The organism is Vibrio sp. SBT000027, assembly GCF_963894355.1.
GTDB lineage: Bacteria > Pseudomonadota > Gammaproteobacteria > Enterobacterales > Vibrionaceae > Vibrio > Vibrio splendidus.
Genome location: NZ_CAWQGD010000004.1, coordinates 1,747,649 through 1,762,317 on the forward strand (window position 1 = coordinate 1,747,649; position 14,669 = coordinate 1,762,317).

Here is a 14,669-nt window from a genome sequence, read left to right on the forward strand (position 1 = left end):
CAACTATTTTACCTATCGAGCCTCGTAAAAACCAACTTAACCAACGTCTCAGAAAGCCTCACCTATTGGTGATAATACTCTTTAGTGCGATTGTATAAATCCAATGGCTTCAACGTGCTATAAAACGCAGCCGCATCTTGTAAGTCTTCATCCGAAAGGTGTTTCATCACCGACTGCATGTACAAATCTTGGCGCTCATCGCTTTTAAAATTGCGCAGCTGCTTAAGAATATACCCAGCTTTCTGACCTTTGATGTTGGGATAAGATTGTACGAAGGGAATAATTTTGTCGCCATGGCACTGACTACATAAGTTCTGAACCAACTTTTCACCTGAAACTAAACTAGGTATGTAATCTTTGGTGGTTACCTTGCTATCGACAAGCGTTTCAACCTCAGTTTTAGCTTCCGCTTTAAGCTTCGGTGCTGGTTCCGACTCTATCCCTAATGATTCGACTCGCGAGGCAACTTTATCTTCAGTGCTCGGCTGTTCATCAGTACACGCCGATAACGACAAAACTACTGCTGCAGCGGCTATCGCAATAGCTCTATTAGCAACAACTCTATTGGCAACAGCTCTATTAAAAACAGCTCTATTAAAAACAGCTCTATTAACAACAGCTCCATTCGCAACAATTCCATTTACAAGAGAGGTTCGCTTTAATCGATTGATAATCATTGGCTCTCTCCCGGCATAGGTGGCATCAAGGCGCTATCAATAGGCTTACGACGATACTTGTTCATATCGATGCCTTTGTCTTGATAGTAGGTACTGAGGTAATCCAATACTGGATCCCAAGTATCAGACAGATCCCACAGCCCTTGAGTGTCGACCATCCACTGAATGGTTTCACGCCATTGCTCTCGGTTACCGCTATTCTGAGCAACGATTAAGCTAGTATGGCAGGCGTTACATTGCCCTTTCACGGTCTCCCAACCGGGTGCCATAATTAGACCCGACGTTTTGTCTACGCCGTAATACTCTTTCGGATTCTCCGGAACGTCATCAGCATGAACAAGCATCGACGTCAACAAGCTGCACACCAATGCCGCTCTCATTATGCCTTTACGGTAACCGAGCTTGCTGACAGGAGTTGAGTCTGCATGAAATGAGAGGCCATCAATCAAATTGACTTGTTTCGAACGGCCATAATTAGGCTTATTGGAAATAGACGGCATCACGACACTCTTACAGCAATACGGTGACAACCATTGAACAGATAACCTTTAGGGTTCCATTGCGGTTGTACGACTGGCTGGCTATCGCCTTCACTGTCGGTTGCCTTTGCCCAGATCTCGTAATAACCAATCGTAGGAAGGTCTAAATCAGCTTCCCACTGTTGCCACGCGCCCTTATTTACTGGCTTGTTCAGCTTCGCATCATGCCAAGTAGTACCGTAATCGTAACTCACTTGCAGCTTCTCAACGGTTCTCAAGCCAGCCCAAGCATGACCACTGACTTTGACCTTCTTACCTAACGTAAACTCAGTGCCACTCTTTGGCGAAGTAATTAACGATTTAACGATCATCTCTTCAATGATTCGGAAATCTTTGTTATCCACTTTCTCACCCGGAGCGATTGGGTTCTTAGGCACTTGATAAGCAGGAGCCGCCATCTTGTGTCCATCATGGATCTTATTTCGAATACTGATGCCGGTCGTGCATTTCTGAGAAACAGAAGCCGGTCGGCCGCCAAATACCGTTCGTAGCGGATAACCATGAAGATAAGGGATCGGCTCGTCATTCATTTCCCATGCGATTAACGCATTATCGTTCATCGCAGCTGCAATGGGAACGCCACGTGAAATCGCCTCACCTTTACCACTCAAGTGTTTATCAAAGCCATGGTTACCAACGTAAACCGCATCATCTTTAATGCCACAGTCTTTAAGCACATCACTCAACAACACACCTGTCCACTGTGAGCAATAGACGCCAGCATTGCTCCATTGATTGCCTTTGGTGCTTGGATAGAAGTTATTACGGCTGTTACCACCACACTCCAACACAAGACTTTGTGTGTGATGCTTAAACTTCGATTTCAACTCTGCGATCGTATAGGTTTTGCTTTGCTTTACCGATTCACCTTTCACTTCGAAGGTCCAAGTATCTGGGTCCATCTCCGTAAAATCTGGCATCAAGCCATTCCAACGAACAAAGGGAACATCTGCAGGAGTCACAGCAGGCGCAAGCATACTTTCTGGAGGATACGCATTCAAAGGGTTGGTATTTAAAACGGTGTAGTAATCCGGTAGATCTTCTGCTTTTGCCCACGTTAATGCATTGATGTCCAGTGCAGCTAAACCTTCAGGTCGATTCGCGGCAAATACCCACGACACCGGCAATGCAGATACTGCGGTTGCTGAAAGCGCGGCTTTAAGGAACTGTCTTCTATCTAAACTCATTGCGGTGACCCTGTGTTATTTAGTTGGTAAAAGTAATTGGCTAGCTTCTTGATGTCTTCTTCTGACAATAGCTGTGCGACTTTGGACATCGTTTTGTCCTCACGCTTACCACTTTTAAAGTCAGTCAGTTGCTCAGTAAGGTAGACTTGGTTTTGCCACTTAAGGTTAGGGATAGAGGGAAACGAGGTGTCGTTGTTACTGCCATGACAAGCAATGCACATATTGGCGAGTTGCTGGTACTCAGCTGCCGAAGCGACAGTCGATAAAAAGAGTAACATCAAAGCTAAAGCGGACTTACGCAAAGCTTCTCCTTAGATTTAGATCAACAAAATAGATTAACTGGCTGCTTATTGAGCGCATTACAGCAAATCACTCGGGTGATTTAAATTCAATTAGATTTAACCTCTGTTCAATTTCACTGAACGGATTTCAAAAACAAATAAGGTGCGTTGAATACATACTGCCTAGCTGTCCATTTTAAATGTACGGGTAATAAATAAAGACGGCGTCGATGTATGGAGACAAGATAAGGTGCTGGGAACAAAGTTGTATGACTGAGCTGAAGTGGTAGGTATTGATCGACTGTGGAGAGTCACTAGAACAAAAGAGCTCTGCTTGACGGGCGTAAACAGAGCTCATGCGATGGTAATTGGTAATTGGTAATTGGTAATTGGTAATTGGTAAAGTATAGATATAGTTATATATACAGACTTACTGGAACCGCTTAGCAAACACATAGCGCTTCTAGTAAAAACAGCCCCTACTTCGATACTGCTCCGCCAAGGGTTTTGCTTAATCGAAAGTTAATGATCTTGTGAGATATTGCGTTATCGCCGTAATGCAGTTCCGACATATCGACAATGTCGTTATAGAGCACAATCACCTTGCCCTCTTGCTCGATAACAAGAACCTTTTGACCAAAAGCATCTAAACCAATACTAGGAAAATCAGTCATTGCGGTCGCGCCAGGCGCTGGCCCTCCAAACACTAACAAAGTTGCTTTAGGAAGCGATTGTCCAATCGATTCGGCCCGAGCCTTGTAGTCCCAATTCATAAACCAAACCGTGTCATCTTGTTCAAGAACATCTCGCTTAATATTCTTTAACGTCGTCTCAAAGTCATAATCAGATTCAAGCGCTTCAATGCCATACCCTTGCTCTAAGGTGTCACTATTAACCGCAGAAGCGTTGTCTAGCCCACGAACAAGCTGTTCAATCTGCAATTGGTATTGTGTAAGCGTGGCGTCATCTGTGATCCCATGTCTTTTTCGAATAAACTCTGCATCTGTGTAGACCGTTTTTTGAATCCCGCCTTCCATGTAGTTTAAAACTCGAAAAGGCAGATCGAGTCCTACTTCCGGGTTGAGTTTTAATAATGCGGTATTAAGAGCGTCATTGGTGTAGAAATCCACACGACTTGGAGCCAAATACTCTCCTGCTTGTTCCGCTAAACGAGAATGGTCGATAGTCAGCACATGATCCAAACTTTGCCCTTGCGCATTAGCTTCGACGGTCAAAGCATTCTGATCGACGGCTTGTAGCTCAGAGACATAAGCAATGGGATCGACTGTTGACTCACATCCCATCAAAGGTAACGCCAGCAACATCATTAAAGAACGATTTTTCATTGATAACCTCTTAATTTTTAATCACATGCCCAACAAAGCTATACCTATACCTATACCTATACCTATACCTATACCTATACAGTATCAGTATCAGTATCAGTATCAGTATCAGTATCAGTATCAGTATCAGTATCAGTATCAGTATCAGTAGAGTGAACGCAGATTCACGCTAAGAAATGAGCTGATTCATCGCAACCGAGTTCAATCTTTCAACCTGATTAGAATGAGGCATCATCGATATCTTCAAAATGCTTTGAGCAATAACTGACGACTCAATCGGGACATACTTACTTAGATTGCCGATCATTAGCGGCTTAACAATTTTCAATAAACCTTGCAGAAATTTTTCATCCGTTCTTTTCTCATCACGGTCGCCCGCTAAAGGCCCGGGATGTAAAAAAGTCGTTTGTTCGAAACCCAGAGATTCGACCTTTGCTTCCATTTCACCTTTGCAACGAAGGTAATGGGAACGAGCGTTAATATCCGCTCCAAGGCATGACACAACAATGATGTGACCTACGCCAAGCTGCTGCATTTTCTCAGCGGTCGCTGTGACTAAATTGACATCAATTTCGCGCAGTTTTTCTTTCGTGCCAGCTTTCTTAATCGTGCTACCCAAAGCAATGATGCCAATCTCAGGCGGTTGATCCATTGTGATGTCTGGAGAGACTGATAGCGCTTCGTCAATCACTTGAGTCAACTTAGAACCTTCAACAGCCAATCGATGTCGAGACAATGCATAAACGCGATTTACCTCATCACTTTTAAGCAGTGCAGCAAGCGTTTCTTTACCGACTAGGCCACTCGCACCAGCAATAATTATTGATTTGTTCATATTGGTCTCACCATTTAGTCGATTAACACTTACTGTGTACTATTTAATTTCTTCAAGCATTGCGTTAGGTATGATGCTTTCGATGGAAATGTACTGCTCAACATCGAGTAACAAGAAACAGCCATAAGCCAAACCACTCCAACCTAGGATCGACAACGTCAGCATAGCGAACGTCTTTCTCCAATCTTGATTAAGCCGCTTCGAAACAAAGGTGTAGCTTGGAATTCCCACCAGAACAGGGGCTAAAACAGCCATCGTGAGTTGACCGTATTTATTCCATCGCTTCATAAAGCGTCTCAGCTTAGGCTTAAAAGAAACGGTTTTTTGCCGATTAAAAATGCTCGAATAAACTGGCGCGACCTTCCACCCAACATAAGCTGCCAGCAATGCGGGAAGTAGATTAAATAATAGCATTTCAGGGTATGAATATGACATGAGCGCTGCCAGAGCAGGCCCTGAATACGTTTTCCAAAGACTCAATAGCGCCATTGAAAACCCAATGAATAGATAACTTTCCAATGCTAGTGTCATAGATGCGATTCTCTCTTTGAACTACCTGTTTGAAAGGCTCTGTGCAGAAATGCGCTGATTTTCAGTCACCCTTTCACTCTGTACTGCTGACACAATAAACAAAACAAACCGATCGGTCTAGTGTTTTTTTGAATCTGTTTACATTGAGCTCCTAGTACAAGCATAAGAAGCAAACTAGACAATTGGGTGAACTTTAAAAGTATATGGTGCAGATTAAGTTATGACAGAAGCAGAAATACATCAGTCGTAAGCAGTGGGATTGAGAGAACCAACCGTGAAATCAACGAATCTTAAGAGATCGGCATAATGATGGTGAATAGTGAATCTAGGATTGGGTTTGGAATTTGGAAGCCGTTAGAGATTGAATGGTTGTTTTCTTTGGGATAGATACAAAAAGACCACGCTAGGCGTGGTCTATTGCTTGGCTACTTCTCGATTTTAATATTCTCGACTCGGGCCTTTAATTTTTGTCCCGGTCTAAAAGTAACAACACGTCGAGCAGAAATTGGAATGTCTTCACCAGTTTTCGGGTTACGACCAGGTCGCTCGTTTTTCTCACGAAGATCAAAGTTACCAAAACCAGACAGTTTTACCTGTTCGCCATTTTCAAGTGCCTTACGAACTTCTTCGAAAAACACTTCAACCGTTTCCTTGGCATCCCGCTTGCTGTATCCGAGTGTTTCAAACAGGTTCTCAGCCAAATCGGCTTTAGTGAGTGCCATAAAACTTTCCTCAAAGCTATGTTATACATTGCTACCATCGCCAGTAGCGCCAAAGCATTTACCCTATTCAATCAATGAGATAAGGTCGTTTACAAGGAAAGTGTATGCCAAGCTTCTGATTTTCGCCAACTTTTTTATCTCAACTATTTAATTATTCTTTCAAATCAGAAAGATAAGTCGCTTGTAAAGTCACATATATGGCTAAAAAACATCTACCTAACCACCATCAAATAGAACAACACGCCTATTAATTTACTAAAAATAGAATTTAATACTTTAGAGACCTAAATGATAATTTTTGAGACCTTTCTCCGATACCCAATAAAATCAGCCACTTGATTTGATATCGAACTCAACAGAGGTTATTAAATAAGCGTTATTAAATATGAGATTTGTATCATTTCAGCATTTAATTCGAATTAGCCTGGATAAAACCTTACTGAGTTACGCTTCCCAGGGAGTTACTTGTTTAGAAGTTAACATAATAAAGCTCACCTCTGCATAAACAACCTAGCCGATACAGCTAGTATTGAACATGGCTGGTCGATGCTCCATCTACGTACCAGTTTGCACCAGAAACAAAACTCGCAGCAGGACTAGAAATAAAGGTCACCACGTTGGCAACTTCATCAGGGTTTGCTAATCGACCCATTGGGTTTCTTTCGAGGACTTTCTGGAAGGTCTCAGGCTCTTCACGCTTACACCTACCCCAAAGGCCGTCAGCAATATAAGTATCTCCAGGTGAAACGGTATTAACCCTTACCTTACGGACGTAGGTCAAAGCCAGAGATTTCATGTAATGGGCTAGTGCGGCCTTCCCAGCCCCATAAGCATTAGCGTGACAAGCGGTATATCCGCTCGCTTTCGATCCAATATAGGTTATTGCCGCGTAATCCGATTCAAGCAATTTGGGTAAAACCAACGTAATGGCATGCTGCGTTGCACTAATGTCCTTTTGCAGTACATCTTCCCACTCATCAGAAAGTGCACTCACGTTAGGAACAAAAACATCTATGCGAGGAATAGACGCAATCCAAGCTTTCATTTGAGCCGGATCATGGGCGTCAACGACCTTGCCAACAACTCGCTCCGCCGTGTTTCCGAGCAGCTCATACAACCTGTCGATTCGATGTTGAGAACGACCACAAAACCAAATGTTCGCTCCTTCGTTGGCAAACCCTTCCACTATTTTCGCCCCAATTCCGCTCGAGCCCCCTGTAACAACAACATTGATATTATCTAATCCCAAATCCATCGTAATCTCTCAAAGTAGTACTAACCATCCAAATTAGTATCGTTAATAGCCCCTTTCTATTCAAAACAAATAACGAAAGTAACACTATGTGATACCTTGAGGGTATAAATAGGTAACAGGATAAAGTGATGGATACGCTCAACCGAGAAATTTGTAGCGCTATAAAACGGCATTTAAAAAAGACAGGCATCTCTTATAAAGAGGTTTCAGAGTTCACTGAAATGTCTGAAGTGAGTATCAAACGGCTTCTTAATGGCCACCAATCGCTTTCCATTCTAAAGTTACAAAAGATATGCGAATTAATTCAACGCCCTCTATCCGCAATTCTCTCTGAGGCAGAAGAATCATTGGCCTCAACCTCACTATTTACTGATGAACAAGATGCGGCCTTTTGTGAAGAGCCTGCGTTGTTTACTATTTTTCAAGAGATCGTTAATGAAGGGACAAATGCTCAACAGTTAATGGCTCGTTTTGACTTAAGCAAACCTTCACTGCATATCTACCTAAGAAAGCTTGAACAGCTAAAACTGATTGCGATGTTATTCGACTTAAAGTTCCATGTCATTGTGCCTTCAAATACGGCTTTCTCTGAACACGCTCGATTTAGCTCGACGTTCAAGAATCAAGTCATCGATGCACTGAAACAAGCGGTGCAATATATTAGTGCTGACAACAAACAAGCGTACTTTATTACGACCAAATTTAGGCTGACCGAAGAAGAATTTAAAGACTACAACCTTAAACTTGAAAAATTGATGTTAAAGACCGTAAAACTCAGTCAATCACGCAGTCGAATGACCGAAGGGTTAAACGACTATGCCATTGTCGATATGGGCGCCAAGGGTATTTTCCACCCAACACTCAAAAAGCCAGTAAACTTGGTTTAGGAACAGCTCAACACGCTTTTTATCTCGCAGTAATCCCTTCCCTATTACTGCTTGGTGAGCCTCCCCACCGCGTACCTAACCCAGAATATATCGAACACCCTGAGTAGTACCCCTAAACAACGACAAAGCAAAAAGTTTGTTTTCCGTAACTAGTTTGTTTTCCGCAATCAATTGTTATGTTATAACATACCCATATCATCACTAACTTTGTGGATTGAATGAGAGACATCGAAGCGATCATCGAGCACGTAAAGCAAGGCTGTAAAACAAACGGAAAACAGTTTACCGCTAAGAGACTGTTGATACTGCGTGCACTGGTTCATGCCGACAGAGCGCTGTCTGCGTATGAACTCGTTGAATATTGTAAGGAACACTTTGATCAACACGTTCAAGCGATGTCGGTTTACCGGGTATTAGAATTTCTCGAAGAGCAGCACTTAGCGCACAAACTAAAAGTCTCCAATAAGTACATACTTTGCGACCATATCCTTTGCGATCATGAACACGGTATCCCGCAATTTTTGATTTGCTCTAAGTGCGACAAAACCAGCGAGCAAACCATCGCCCCTTCCATTATTCGCGATCTTCAATCTCACGCAAAGCAAGAAGGCTTCACCGTAATAAGCCCGCAGTTAGAGATCAGCTGCGTATGCGATGAATGCGTCGATACATAAATGCCCAGCGCCATCAATGGTGGTATGCCCAGTGGCATTACGAAAAAATAAAAGAGCTCAATATGTTAAGAAGAAACCCTAGCGGCCATATGCCAAACGTGTCCGAAACCGCCTTCATTGATCCGACCGCCATCATCTGCGGTAAAGTCATCATTGAAGATAACGTGTTTATCGGCCCCTACGCCGTCATTCGTGCCGACGAGGTTAACGAAAAAGGTGACATGGAAGCGATTGTGATTAAGCGCGACACCAATATTCAAGATGGCGTGGTTATTCACTCTAAAGCAGGAGCAGCGGTTACCATCGGAGAACGCTCTTCTATCGCTCACCGCTCCATCATTCATGGTCCTTGTGAAGTCTGTGACGATGTCTTTATTGGCTTCAACTCGGTGGTATTTAATGCTGTGATTGGTAAAGGTTGCGTGATTCGCCACAACTGTGTGGTAGATGGGCTCAATTTACCGGAAAGCTTCCATGTGCCACCAATGACCAATATAGGCTCAGGGTTTGATTTAAATAGCATCTCCAAAGTACCGCCTGAATACTCTGCATTTTCAGAGTCTGTAGTTTCAGCCAACCACACCCTAGTTCAAGGCTATAGGAGAATTGCCAATGAGCTCTGATAAGTCACCTATGTTAGGCATTCCTACCAACATTATTACCGGGTTCCTGGGAGTAGGAAAAACCTCTGCGATTCTCAACTTAATGAAGAACAAGCCAGTAAATGAACGCTGGGCTGTGTTAGTGAATGAGTTTGGAGAAATCGGCGTTGATGGCAGCTTGATTCAAGGCAACCAGGCCACACAACAAGTGTTCATTCGTGAAGTACCTGGCGGTTGCATGTGTTGCGCCGCAGGTTTACCGATGCAAATCGCACTCAATCAACTGCTTACCGAAGCCAAACCAGATCGCTTGTTAATCGAACCAACAGGGCTTGGGCACCCTAAAGAAGTGCTGCAAGTTTTGTCTTCTGAGCACTACCGTAAAGTCCTGTCACTACAGAAGAACGTCACCTTAGTCGATGCGCGTAAGCTCTCTGATTTTCGCTACTCAAATCACGATACCTTCAATCAGCAAATCTCTATTGCCGATACGGTGGTTGGTAACAAGGTCGACTTATATCAAGATGGCGACGCCGAAGCACTGGCTGAATACGTTACCGAGATTTGTCACCCGAATACCAAGTTGGTCTTCGCTCATCATGGAAAAATCCCTTTTGAAGAGTTCGAAGGAGACACTAGTGTCTTCAGTCAACAAGCGCACCATCACCACCACATCCATAAACAAGAAAAGCCGCTCGCTTCAGAATTACCGATGCCAGAAAGCGGCATGATCAAAGCGACCAACCAAGGTGAAGGTTTTGAAAGCGTTGGTTGGCGATTCTCAGCAGAGAAATTGTTTGACCACCAGCGTTTGAGACACTTTTTAGTTGGATTAAAAGCAGAGCGAATGAAAGCGGTATTCATTACCCCAAGTGGTATCTTCGGCTACAACTTAACAGAAGATGGTTTGACGGAATCAGAGCTCGATGAGTGTGCCGAAACCAGAATTGAAGTGATCGGGTACCAAATAGATGAAGACCTAGAGTGCCAATTGCTCAAGTGTATGGTTACTTGATCGCTTAGTTACCTGATCGCTTAGTTAATAGAGTTCCTAATTAAGAGCTAGTTAATTGAGAGCAAGTGAATAGAGTGCTGTTAATTGATGCTTTAAGTAACTTCACTTCTTCGACATAGAGTAAGACCTCGCAAATGCGAGGCCTTATTTGTTATTCAAAGCATTTGAACTCTATCCGTTTCATTGAATGCTGCCCGCTTATCAATCACTTTTGTTCTGCGAGTTTCGTTGTAGCTTGAGTATTAGAAGCCTTAGCAGGCTTCACAATCAAACCGATACCGATTAGAAACAGTACAGATGCAACAACTTGAGCGACTGACAATACTTCGTCATACATAAAGTAACCACTTATCAACGCGAATATTGGCACTAGCAAGGTTAACGGCGCTGTCGTGCTTAACGGGTATTGGATTAGCAGCTTATTCCACACCCAATAACCAAATAGCGTGGTTGGATAAGCCTGAAACAGCACCGCAATCGTCGTGTTCCAATCCCATTGTTCAATACCCTGCCAGATAATTTGGTCACCGTGTAACATCACGGCAAACAACACCAATGGCACCGGAGCAAACAGCATCCCCCACACATTAAATGCAAAAGCCTGAGTGGTTTTAGATGCCTTAACAATCACGCCCATCAAGGTCCAACTGCATGCCGCTATCATAATCAAGATAACACCTTTGAGTGTCACGTTGCCCGTTGCTGCGGAAACCAACACCGCTAACGCACACATGGCTAGCATCGCACCCATTAATTTACGAACGGAAGCATTCTCCTTGAACACCCACACGCCAACCGCCATGCCGATTAATACGTTGGTTGAAAGCAAGACCGATGAAAGCCCCGAAGACAAACCCGCAGTAATCGACCATGAAGCCATACCCCAAATTCCCACACCGAACACAAAGCCATAACTGACTAAGTAGCGCCAAGCGACATTAGGTCTCGCCACAAAAAATATCACCGGAATCACCGCTAGCGAAAAACGCGCAGCAGTGGCCAATAATGGATGAACGTTGGTCACACCCATTTTGATCATCGAGAAATTGAACCCCCAAATTGCCATAACGAATACCGCTAACAACAAATCATTTCTTTTCATACTCACCCCTCCTTTGTTTTGAATGAGTATCCCTTGAACAATAAAACCAGTACAGATACAATTTTCATAATAAAAACCAGTACAGTTAATAACGGTCGTGACAATGAGCATCTACAGAAAGCTAGCCAATCAATTTATCGATGAAATAGGAACAGGCAAAAGACCGGAAGGCGGACGCATGCCTTCGCTTCGTCAATTGGCCAAGCAACAGGCGATCAGCATGTCGACCGTGGTGAGCTGCTACCAAGAATTAGAATCACAAGGTTGGATCCATTCTCGACCGCAAGCAGGGTATTTTGTTTCTCCTCATAAACCTGCTCACTCAACCCCAGAGTGGGCACAGTTTGAGAGTAAAGTGTCCAGCGTTAGGCAAACCTCATCGACTCACAACCCAATCAATGGTCCTTTAGGGGTTTCGAGCACCACTAATGATGAGCAGTCGATCGTTGAACTGGAACGAAGTTTTCGTCGCGCTATTAGGCGTATGAGCAACAGGCTAAACCATTACCCAGATACACAAGGTGAGCCGATTTTACGACAGGCATTATCCACTCATTTTGCCAAGCTCGATGTGCACTTTTCACCTGAAGAGATGGTGATTACGGCTGGCTGTATGTCTGCGATTAAGGCCGCACTTGAATCTTGCACTAAAGAAGGCGACACCATCGCTATTAGCTCGCCATGTTTCAACGGTATTCTGGAATTGCTCGGACAAATGTCGCGAAAAATCATCGAGATCCCGTCTCTAGATGATGGTGTCGACTTGCAACAACTGGAAGCGCATTTGAAGAATAAACGAGTGGATGCCGCGATCTTTTGTACCTCTCATATGAACCCTCAAGGGATCAACATGTCGGCTAGTCAAAAGCAAAAGCTTGCTGAATTAGCGAATCACTATCGAGTGCCGATCATTGAAGATGATGTGTATCTGGAACTGTCCTACTCCTCACACACGCCGCTGCCAGCAAAATACTATGACAAAGGCGGCTATGTATTATGGTGTGGATCGGTATCGAAAAGCCTGTCACCGAGCTACCGATTAGGATGGTGCTTACCGGGTAGGTTTATCAACGAATACAAGGCTCAGTTTTCTGCAGCAAGCTATGGCGTTGCCCTGCCGACTCAGCTTGCGGTTGCTGACTTTATCGAATCTGGTCAATACGCAAAACACGTTCGAAGAAGGTGTGCTCAAATCCTTTCATTACGCCAGCAATACCTAAGCTATTTAGCTCAGCATCTTCCTCAAGATGTGAAGATAAGTAACCCACAAGGTGGCATGGTACTTTGGCTGCAAATACCCAACTTGAACCAATCAACCTTTGCTCAGGCAGTTGCCGACCAGAACATTGATATCAGGCTTGGACACCTGTTCAGCACTCTCGACCTTTACAGCAATTGCTTACGCATCAATATTGGTTACTCGTTAGAGGGGAAAGCCAAACAGCAATTGGACGACTTAATAGAACTGATTCACATTCATAGGTAATACGTTCTAATTCATAGGCAATACGTGCTAGTTAATAGTTAATACGTGCTAATTAATAGCTAACCATAGCTTTTCATAATCGACCTTTTCATAGCCATTCGAACACCGAATGTTAATAGCCTTTTATCATAAAAAAGAAGGCTATTATTCCCATCTGAACTAGGTTAAAGCCCCGAACCGTAAGGAAAATCACTCGCCTCAAAACCCTTAAATACTGAGTTTGCAAGCACGCACAAAAATATGCAACTTGGCTAATGACACCTCACTTTTAATCGTCAATATACAGCCGTCAGCGCTGGCGTTTTCCTGTATTTGAAGAGAACTATTATGAGTGATAAAACAAAAACCAAACCACTACCTTCCTTTATCGAAGAACGCTTGAACTTCTATATTCAAGACCTAATTACCCAGAACCAAAGCCAAAATCATTTGGTTTTGGGTAAACGTCCACCACGCAACGCTGTTGTTATGCAGAGTAATGATTACCTAGCCCTGTCACACAACAAGCCGATCCAACAAGCTCACCAAGCGGCGATCAGTGAACACGATGACAACGTAGTGATGTCTGCAATTTTCTTACAAGATGAGCAGTCTAAACCTGCGTTCGAAACTGAGCTCGCGAACTATGTCGGAATGGAGAGCTGTTTGCTTTCTCAGTCTGGCTGGGCTGCTAATATTGGGCTATTGCAAACCATCTGCCCACCGAGCACACCGGTGTACATTGACTTCTTTGCACACATGTCGCTTTGGGAAGGCATTCGCGCTGCAAGCGCCCTCGCCCACCCGTTTATGCATAACAATATGAATCACCTGCGCAAACAGCTAGAGCGCCACGGCTCAGGCGTTATTGTGGTCGACTCGGTTTACAGCACAATCGGCACCATCGCCCCACTACGCGACATCTACGAAATGGCGCAGGAATTTGATTGTGCCGTCGTCGTTGATGAATCGCATTCACTGGGTACGCATGGTGAAAATGGAGCTGGCTTAGTTCACGCGTTGGGTCTCACTAACCAAGTCGACTTCATTACCGTTAGCTTGGCTAAAACCTTTGCCTATCGTGCAGGTGCTATCCTTGGGCCAAAGCAGCTTTCAGAAACCTTACCTTTTGTCGCGTATCCAGCTATTTTCAGCTCGACCGTGTTACCACAAGAGGTGGTTCGTTTAGAGAAAACATTAGAGGTAATAAAAGGTGCAGAAGACAAACGAGAAGCCTTATTCAAAAGCGCTAAATCGCTCACTACCGGCCTCAAACGGATTGGCTTTAACATCCGCAGCGAGTCTCAAATCGTGGCACTAGAGTGTGGTAGTGAAAGAAACACCGAACGTGTTCGTGATTTCCTCGAAGAACGAGATGTATTCGGTGCGGTTTTCTGCCGCCCCGCGACGGGCAAGAACAAAAACATCATCCGCTTTTCGGTCAATGCCGACATGACACCAAGAGATATTGACCATGTGCTCACCGTTTGTCATGAAGCGTACAATCATCCGGAATTAGAGTTCGTGTGATTGTAAGGGCAATTCACACAA

The 14,669-nt window shown here is 43.9% G+C and carries 16 protein-coding genes; 6 read left to right on the forward strand and 10 right to left on the reverse strand.

Going from position 1 to position 14,669, the window contains the following annotated elements:
• Positions 1-62: 62 nt before the first annotated feature.
• The 9 genes from AACU28_RS17600 to AACU28_RS17640 all read right to left on the reverse strand — a co-directional run bounded on the left by AACU28_RS17600 (position 63) and on the right by AACU28_RS17640 (position 7,373).
• Positions 63-677 (reverse strand): c-type cytochrome, encoded by a 615-nt coding sequence (locus AACU28_RS17600; RefSeq protein WP_121603339.1) that lies wholly within the window; start codon positions 675-677, stop codon positions 63-65.
• Entirely contained in the window at positions 674-1,177 is a 504-nt protein-coding gene (locus AACU28_RS17605; protein WP_108100053.1) for a cytochrome C, read from the reverse strand. Before AACU28_RS17605 ends, AACU28_RS17600 begins: the two co-directional genes overlap by 4 nt.
• Positions 1,177-2,403 carry a molybdopterin-dependent oxidoreductase gene (locus tag AACU28_RS17610; protein WP_017080638.1) on the reverse strand — a complete coding sequence of 409 codons (1,227 nt, stop codon included), beginning with the start codon at positions 2,401-2,403 and terminating at the stop codon, positions 1,177-1,179. The genes AACU28_RS17605 and AACU28_RS17610 overlap by 1 nt, the downstream gene beginning before the upstream one ends.
• The gene (locus AACU28_RS17615) at positions 2,400-2,705 is read right to left on the reverse strand and encodes a c-type cytochrome (protein WP_004734857.1); all 306 of its coding nucleotides are present in this window, start codon (positions 2,703-2,705) and stop codon (positions 2,400-2,402) included. The genes AACU28_RS17610 and AACU28_RS17615 overlap by 4 nt, the downstream gene beginning before the upstream one ends.
• Before the next feature lie 458 nt (positions 2,706-3,163).
• A complete protein-coding gene (locus tag AACU28_RS17620) occupies positions 3,164-4,030 on the reverse strand; it encodes a DUF302 domain-containing protein (protein ID WP_121603340.1) in 867 nt (288 codons plus the stop codon).
• 169 nt (positions 4,031-4,199) lie between these two features.
• Positions 4,200-4,865: an NAD(P)H-binding protein gene (locus AACU28_RS17625; protein ID WP_017080636.1), complete on the reverse strand. Its 666-nt coding sequence runs from the start codon at positions 4,863-4,865 to the stop codon at positions 4,200-4,202.
• 39 nt (positions 4,866-4,904) lie between these two features.
• Positions 4,905-5,396, reverse strand: coding sequence for a hypothetical protein (locus AACU28_RS17630; RefSeq protein WP_017086326.1), 492 nt, complete (start codon positions 5,394-5,396; stop codon positions 4,905-4,907).
• 425 nt (positions 5,397-5,821) lie between these two features.
• On the reverse strand, positions 5,822-6,118 hold the full coding sequence (ihfA, locus tag AACU28_RS17635; RefSeq protein WP_004734853.1) for an integration host factor subunit alpha: 297 nt from the start codon (positions 6,116-6,118) through the stop codon (positions 5,822-5,824).
• Between the two features lie 523 nt (positions 6,119-6,641).
• Complete coding sequence (locus AACU28_RS17640) at positions 6,642-7,373, reverse strand: SDR family NAD(P)-dependent oxidoreductase (RefSeq protein ID WP_102511333.1); 732 nt, start codon at positions 7,371-7,373, stop codon at positions 6,642-6,644.
• Between the two features lie 128 nt (positions 7,374-7,501).
• Here AACU28_RS17640 and AACU28_RS17645 point away from each other — a divergent pair, with 128 nt between their 5' ends.
• From AACU28_RS17645 to AACU28_RS17660, 4 genes are all read left to right on the forward strand, one after another.
• Entirely contained in the window at positions 7,502-8,260 is a 759-nt protein-coding gene (locus AACU28_RS17645) for a helix-turn-helix domain-containing protein (protein ID WP_102449845.1), read from the forward strand.
• A gap of 218 nt (positions 8,261-8,478) precedes the next feature.
• A complete protein-coding gene (locus tag AACU28_RS17650) occupies positions 8,479-8,934 on the forward strand; it encodes a Fur family transcriptional regulator (RefSeq protein WP_121603341.1) in 456 nt (151 codons plus the stop codon).
• 62 nt (positions 8,935-8,996) lie between these two features.
• The gene (locus AACU28_RS17655) at positions 8,997-9,557 is read left to right on the forward strand and encodes a carbonate dehydratase (protein ID WP_121603342.1); all 561 of its coding nucleotides are present in this window, start codon (positions 8,997-8,999) and stop codon (positions 9,555-9,557) included.
• On the forward strand, positions 9,547-10,551 hold the full coding sequence (locus AACU28_RS17660; RefSeq protein WP_121603343.1) for a CobW family GTP-binding protein: 1,005 nt from the start codon (positions 9,547-9,549) through the stop codon (positions 10,549-10,551). Before AACU28_RS17655 ends, AACU28_RS17660 begins: the two co-directional genes overlap by 11 nt.
• A 205-nt stretch (positions 10,552-10,756) precedes the next feature.
• Here the strand turns inward: AACU28_RS17660 and AACU28_RS17665 are convergent, their stop codons facing one another.
• A complete protein-coding gene (locus AACU28_RS17665) occupies positions 10,757-11,653 on the reverse strand; it encodes an EamA family transporter (RefSeq protein ID WP_029224532.1) in 897 nt (298 codons plus the stop codon).
• A 103-nt stretch (positions 11,654-11,756) separates the two neighbouring features.
• Between AACU28_RS17665 and AACU28_RS17670 the strand changes: the two genes are divergently transcribed.
• Entirely contained in the window at positions 11,757-13,139 is a 1,383-nt protein-coding gene (locus AACU28_RS17670; protein ID WP_121603344.1) for an aminotransferase-like domain-containing protein, read from the forward strand.
• A gap of 327 nt (positions 13,140-13,466) precedes the next feature.
• Positions 13,467-14,648 carry an alpha-hydroxyketone-type quorum-sensing autoinducer synthase gene (gene cqsA / locus AACU28_RS17675; RefSeq protein ID WP_121603345.1) on the forward strand — a complete coding sequence of 394 codons (1,182 nt, stop codon included), beginning with the start codon at positions 13,467-13,469 and terminating at the stop codon, positions 14,646-14,648.
• Positions 14,649-14,669 lie beyond the last annotated feature (21 nt).

What these genes read in the sequence shown, in the direction of transcription:
- AACU28_RS17650 (WP_121603341.1), top strand. Translation starts at nt 8,479, where the DNA reads ATGAGAGACATCGAAGCGATCATCGAGCACGTAAAGCAAGGCTGTAAA.
- ihfA (WP_004734853.1), bottom strand. Translation starts at nt 6,118, where the DNA reads ATGGCACTCACTAAAGCCGATTTGGCTGAGAACCTGTTTGAAACACTC.
- cqsA (WP_121603345.1), top strand. Translation starts at nt 13,467, where the DNA reads ATGAGTGATAAAACAAAAACCAAACCACTACCTTCCTTTATCGAAGAA.
- AACU28_RS17630 (WP_017086326.1), bottom strand. Translation starts at nt 5,396, where the DNA reads ATGACACTAGCATTGGAAAGTTATCTATTCATTGGGTTTTCAATGGCG.
- AACU28_RS17610 (WP_017080638.1), bottom strand. Translation starts at nt 2,403, where the DNA reads ATGAGTTTAGATAGAAGACAGTTCCTTAAAGCCGCGCTTTCAGCAACC.
- AACU28_RS17645 (WP_102449845.1), top strand. Translation starts at nt 7,502, where the DNA reads ATGGATACGCTCAACCGAGAAATTTGTAGCGCTATAAAACGGCATTTA.
- AACU28_RS17625 (WP_017080636.1), bottom strand. Translation starts at nt 4,865, where the DNA reads ATGAACAAATCAATAATTATTGCTGGTGCGAGTGGCCTAGTCGGTAAA.
- AACU28_RS17605 (WP_108100053.1), bottom strand. Translation starts at nt 1,177, where the DNA reads ATGCCGTCTATTTCCAATAAGCCTAATTATGGCCGTTCGAAACAAGTC.
- AACU28_RS17670 (WP_121603344.1), top strand. Translation starts at nt 11,757, where the DNA reads ATGAGCATCTACAGAAAGCTAGCCAATCAATTTATCGATGAAATAGGA.
- AACU28_RS17620 (WP_121603340.1), bottom strand. Translation starts at nt 4,030, where the DNA reads ATGAAAAATCGTTCTTTAATGATGTTGCTGGCGTTACCTTTGATGGGA.
- AACU28_RS17655 (WP_121603342.1), top strand. Translation starts at nt 8,997, where the DNA reads ATGTTAAGAAGAAACCCTAGCGGCCATATGCCAAACGTGTCCGAAACC.
- AACU28_RS17660 (WP_121603343.1), top strand. Translation starts at nt 9,547, where the DNA reads ATGAGCTCTGATAAGTCACCTATGTTAGGCATTCCTACCAACATTATT.
- AACU28_RS17640 (WP_102511333.1), bottom strand. Translation starts at nt 7,373, where the DNA reads ATGGATTTGGGATTAGATAATATCAATGTTGTTGTTACAGGGGGCTCG.
- AACU28_RS17665 (WP_029224532.1), bottom strand. Translation starts at nt 11,653, where the DNA reads ATGAAAAGAAATGATTTGTTGTTAGCGGTATTCGTTATGGCAATTTGG.
- AACU28_RS17600 (WP_121603339.1), bottom strand. Translation starts at nt 677, where the DNA reads ATGATTATCAATCGATTAAAGCGAACCTCTCTTGTAAATGGAATTGTT.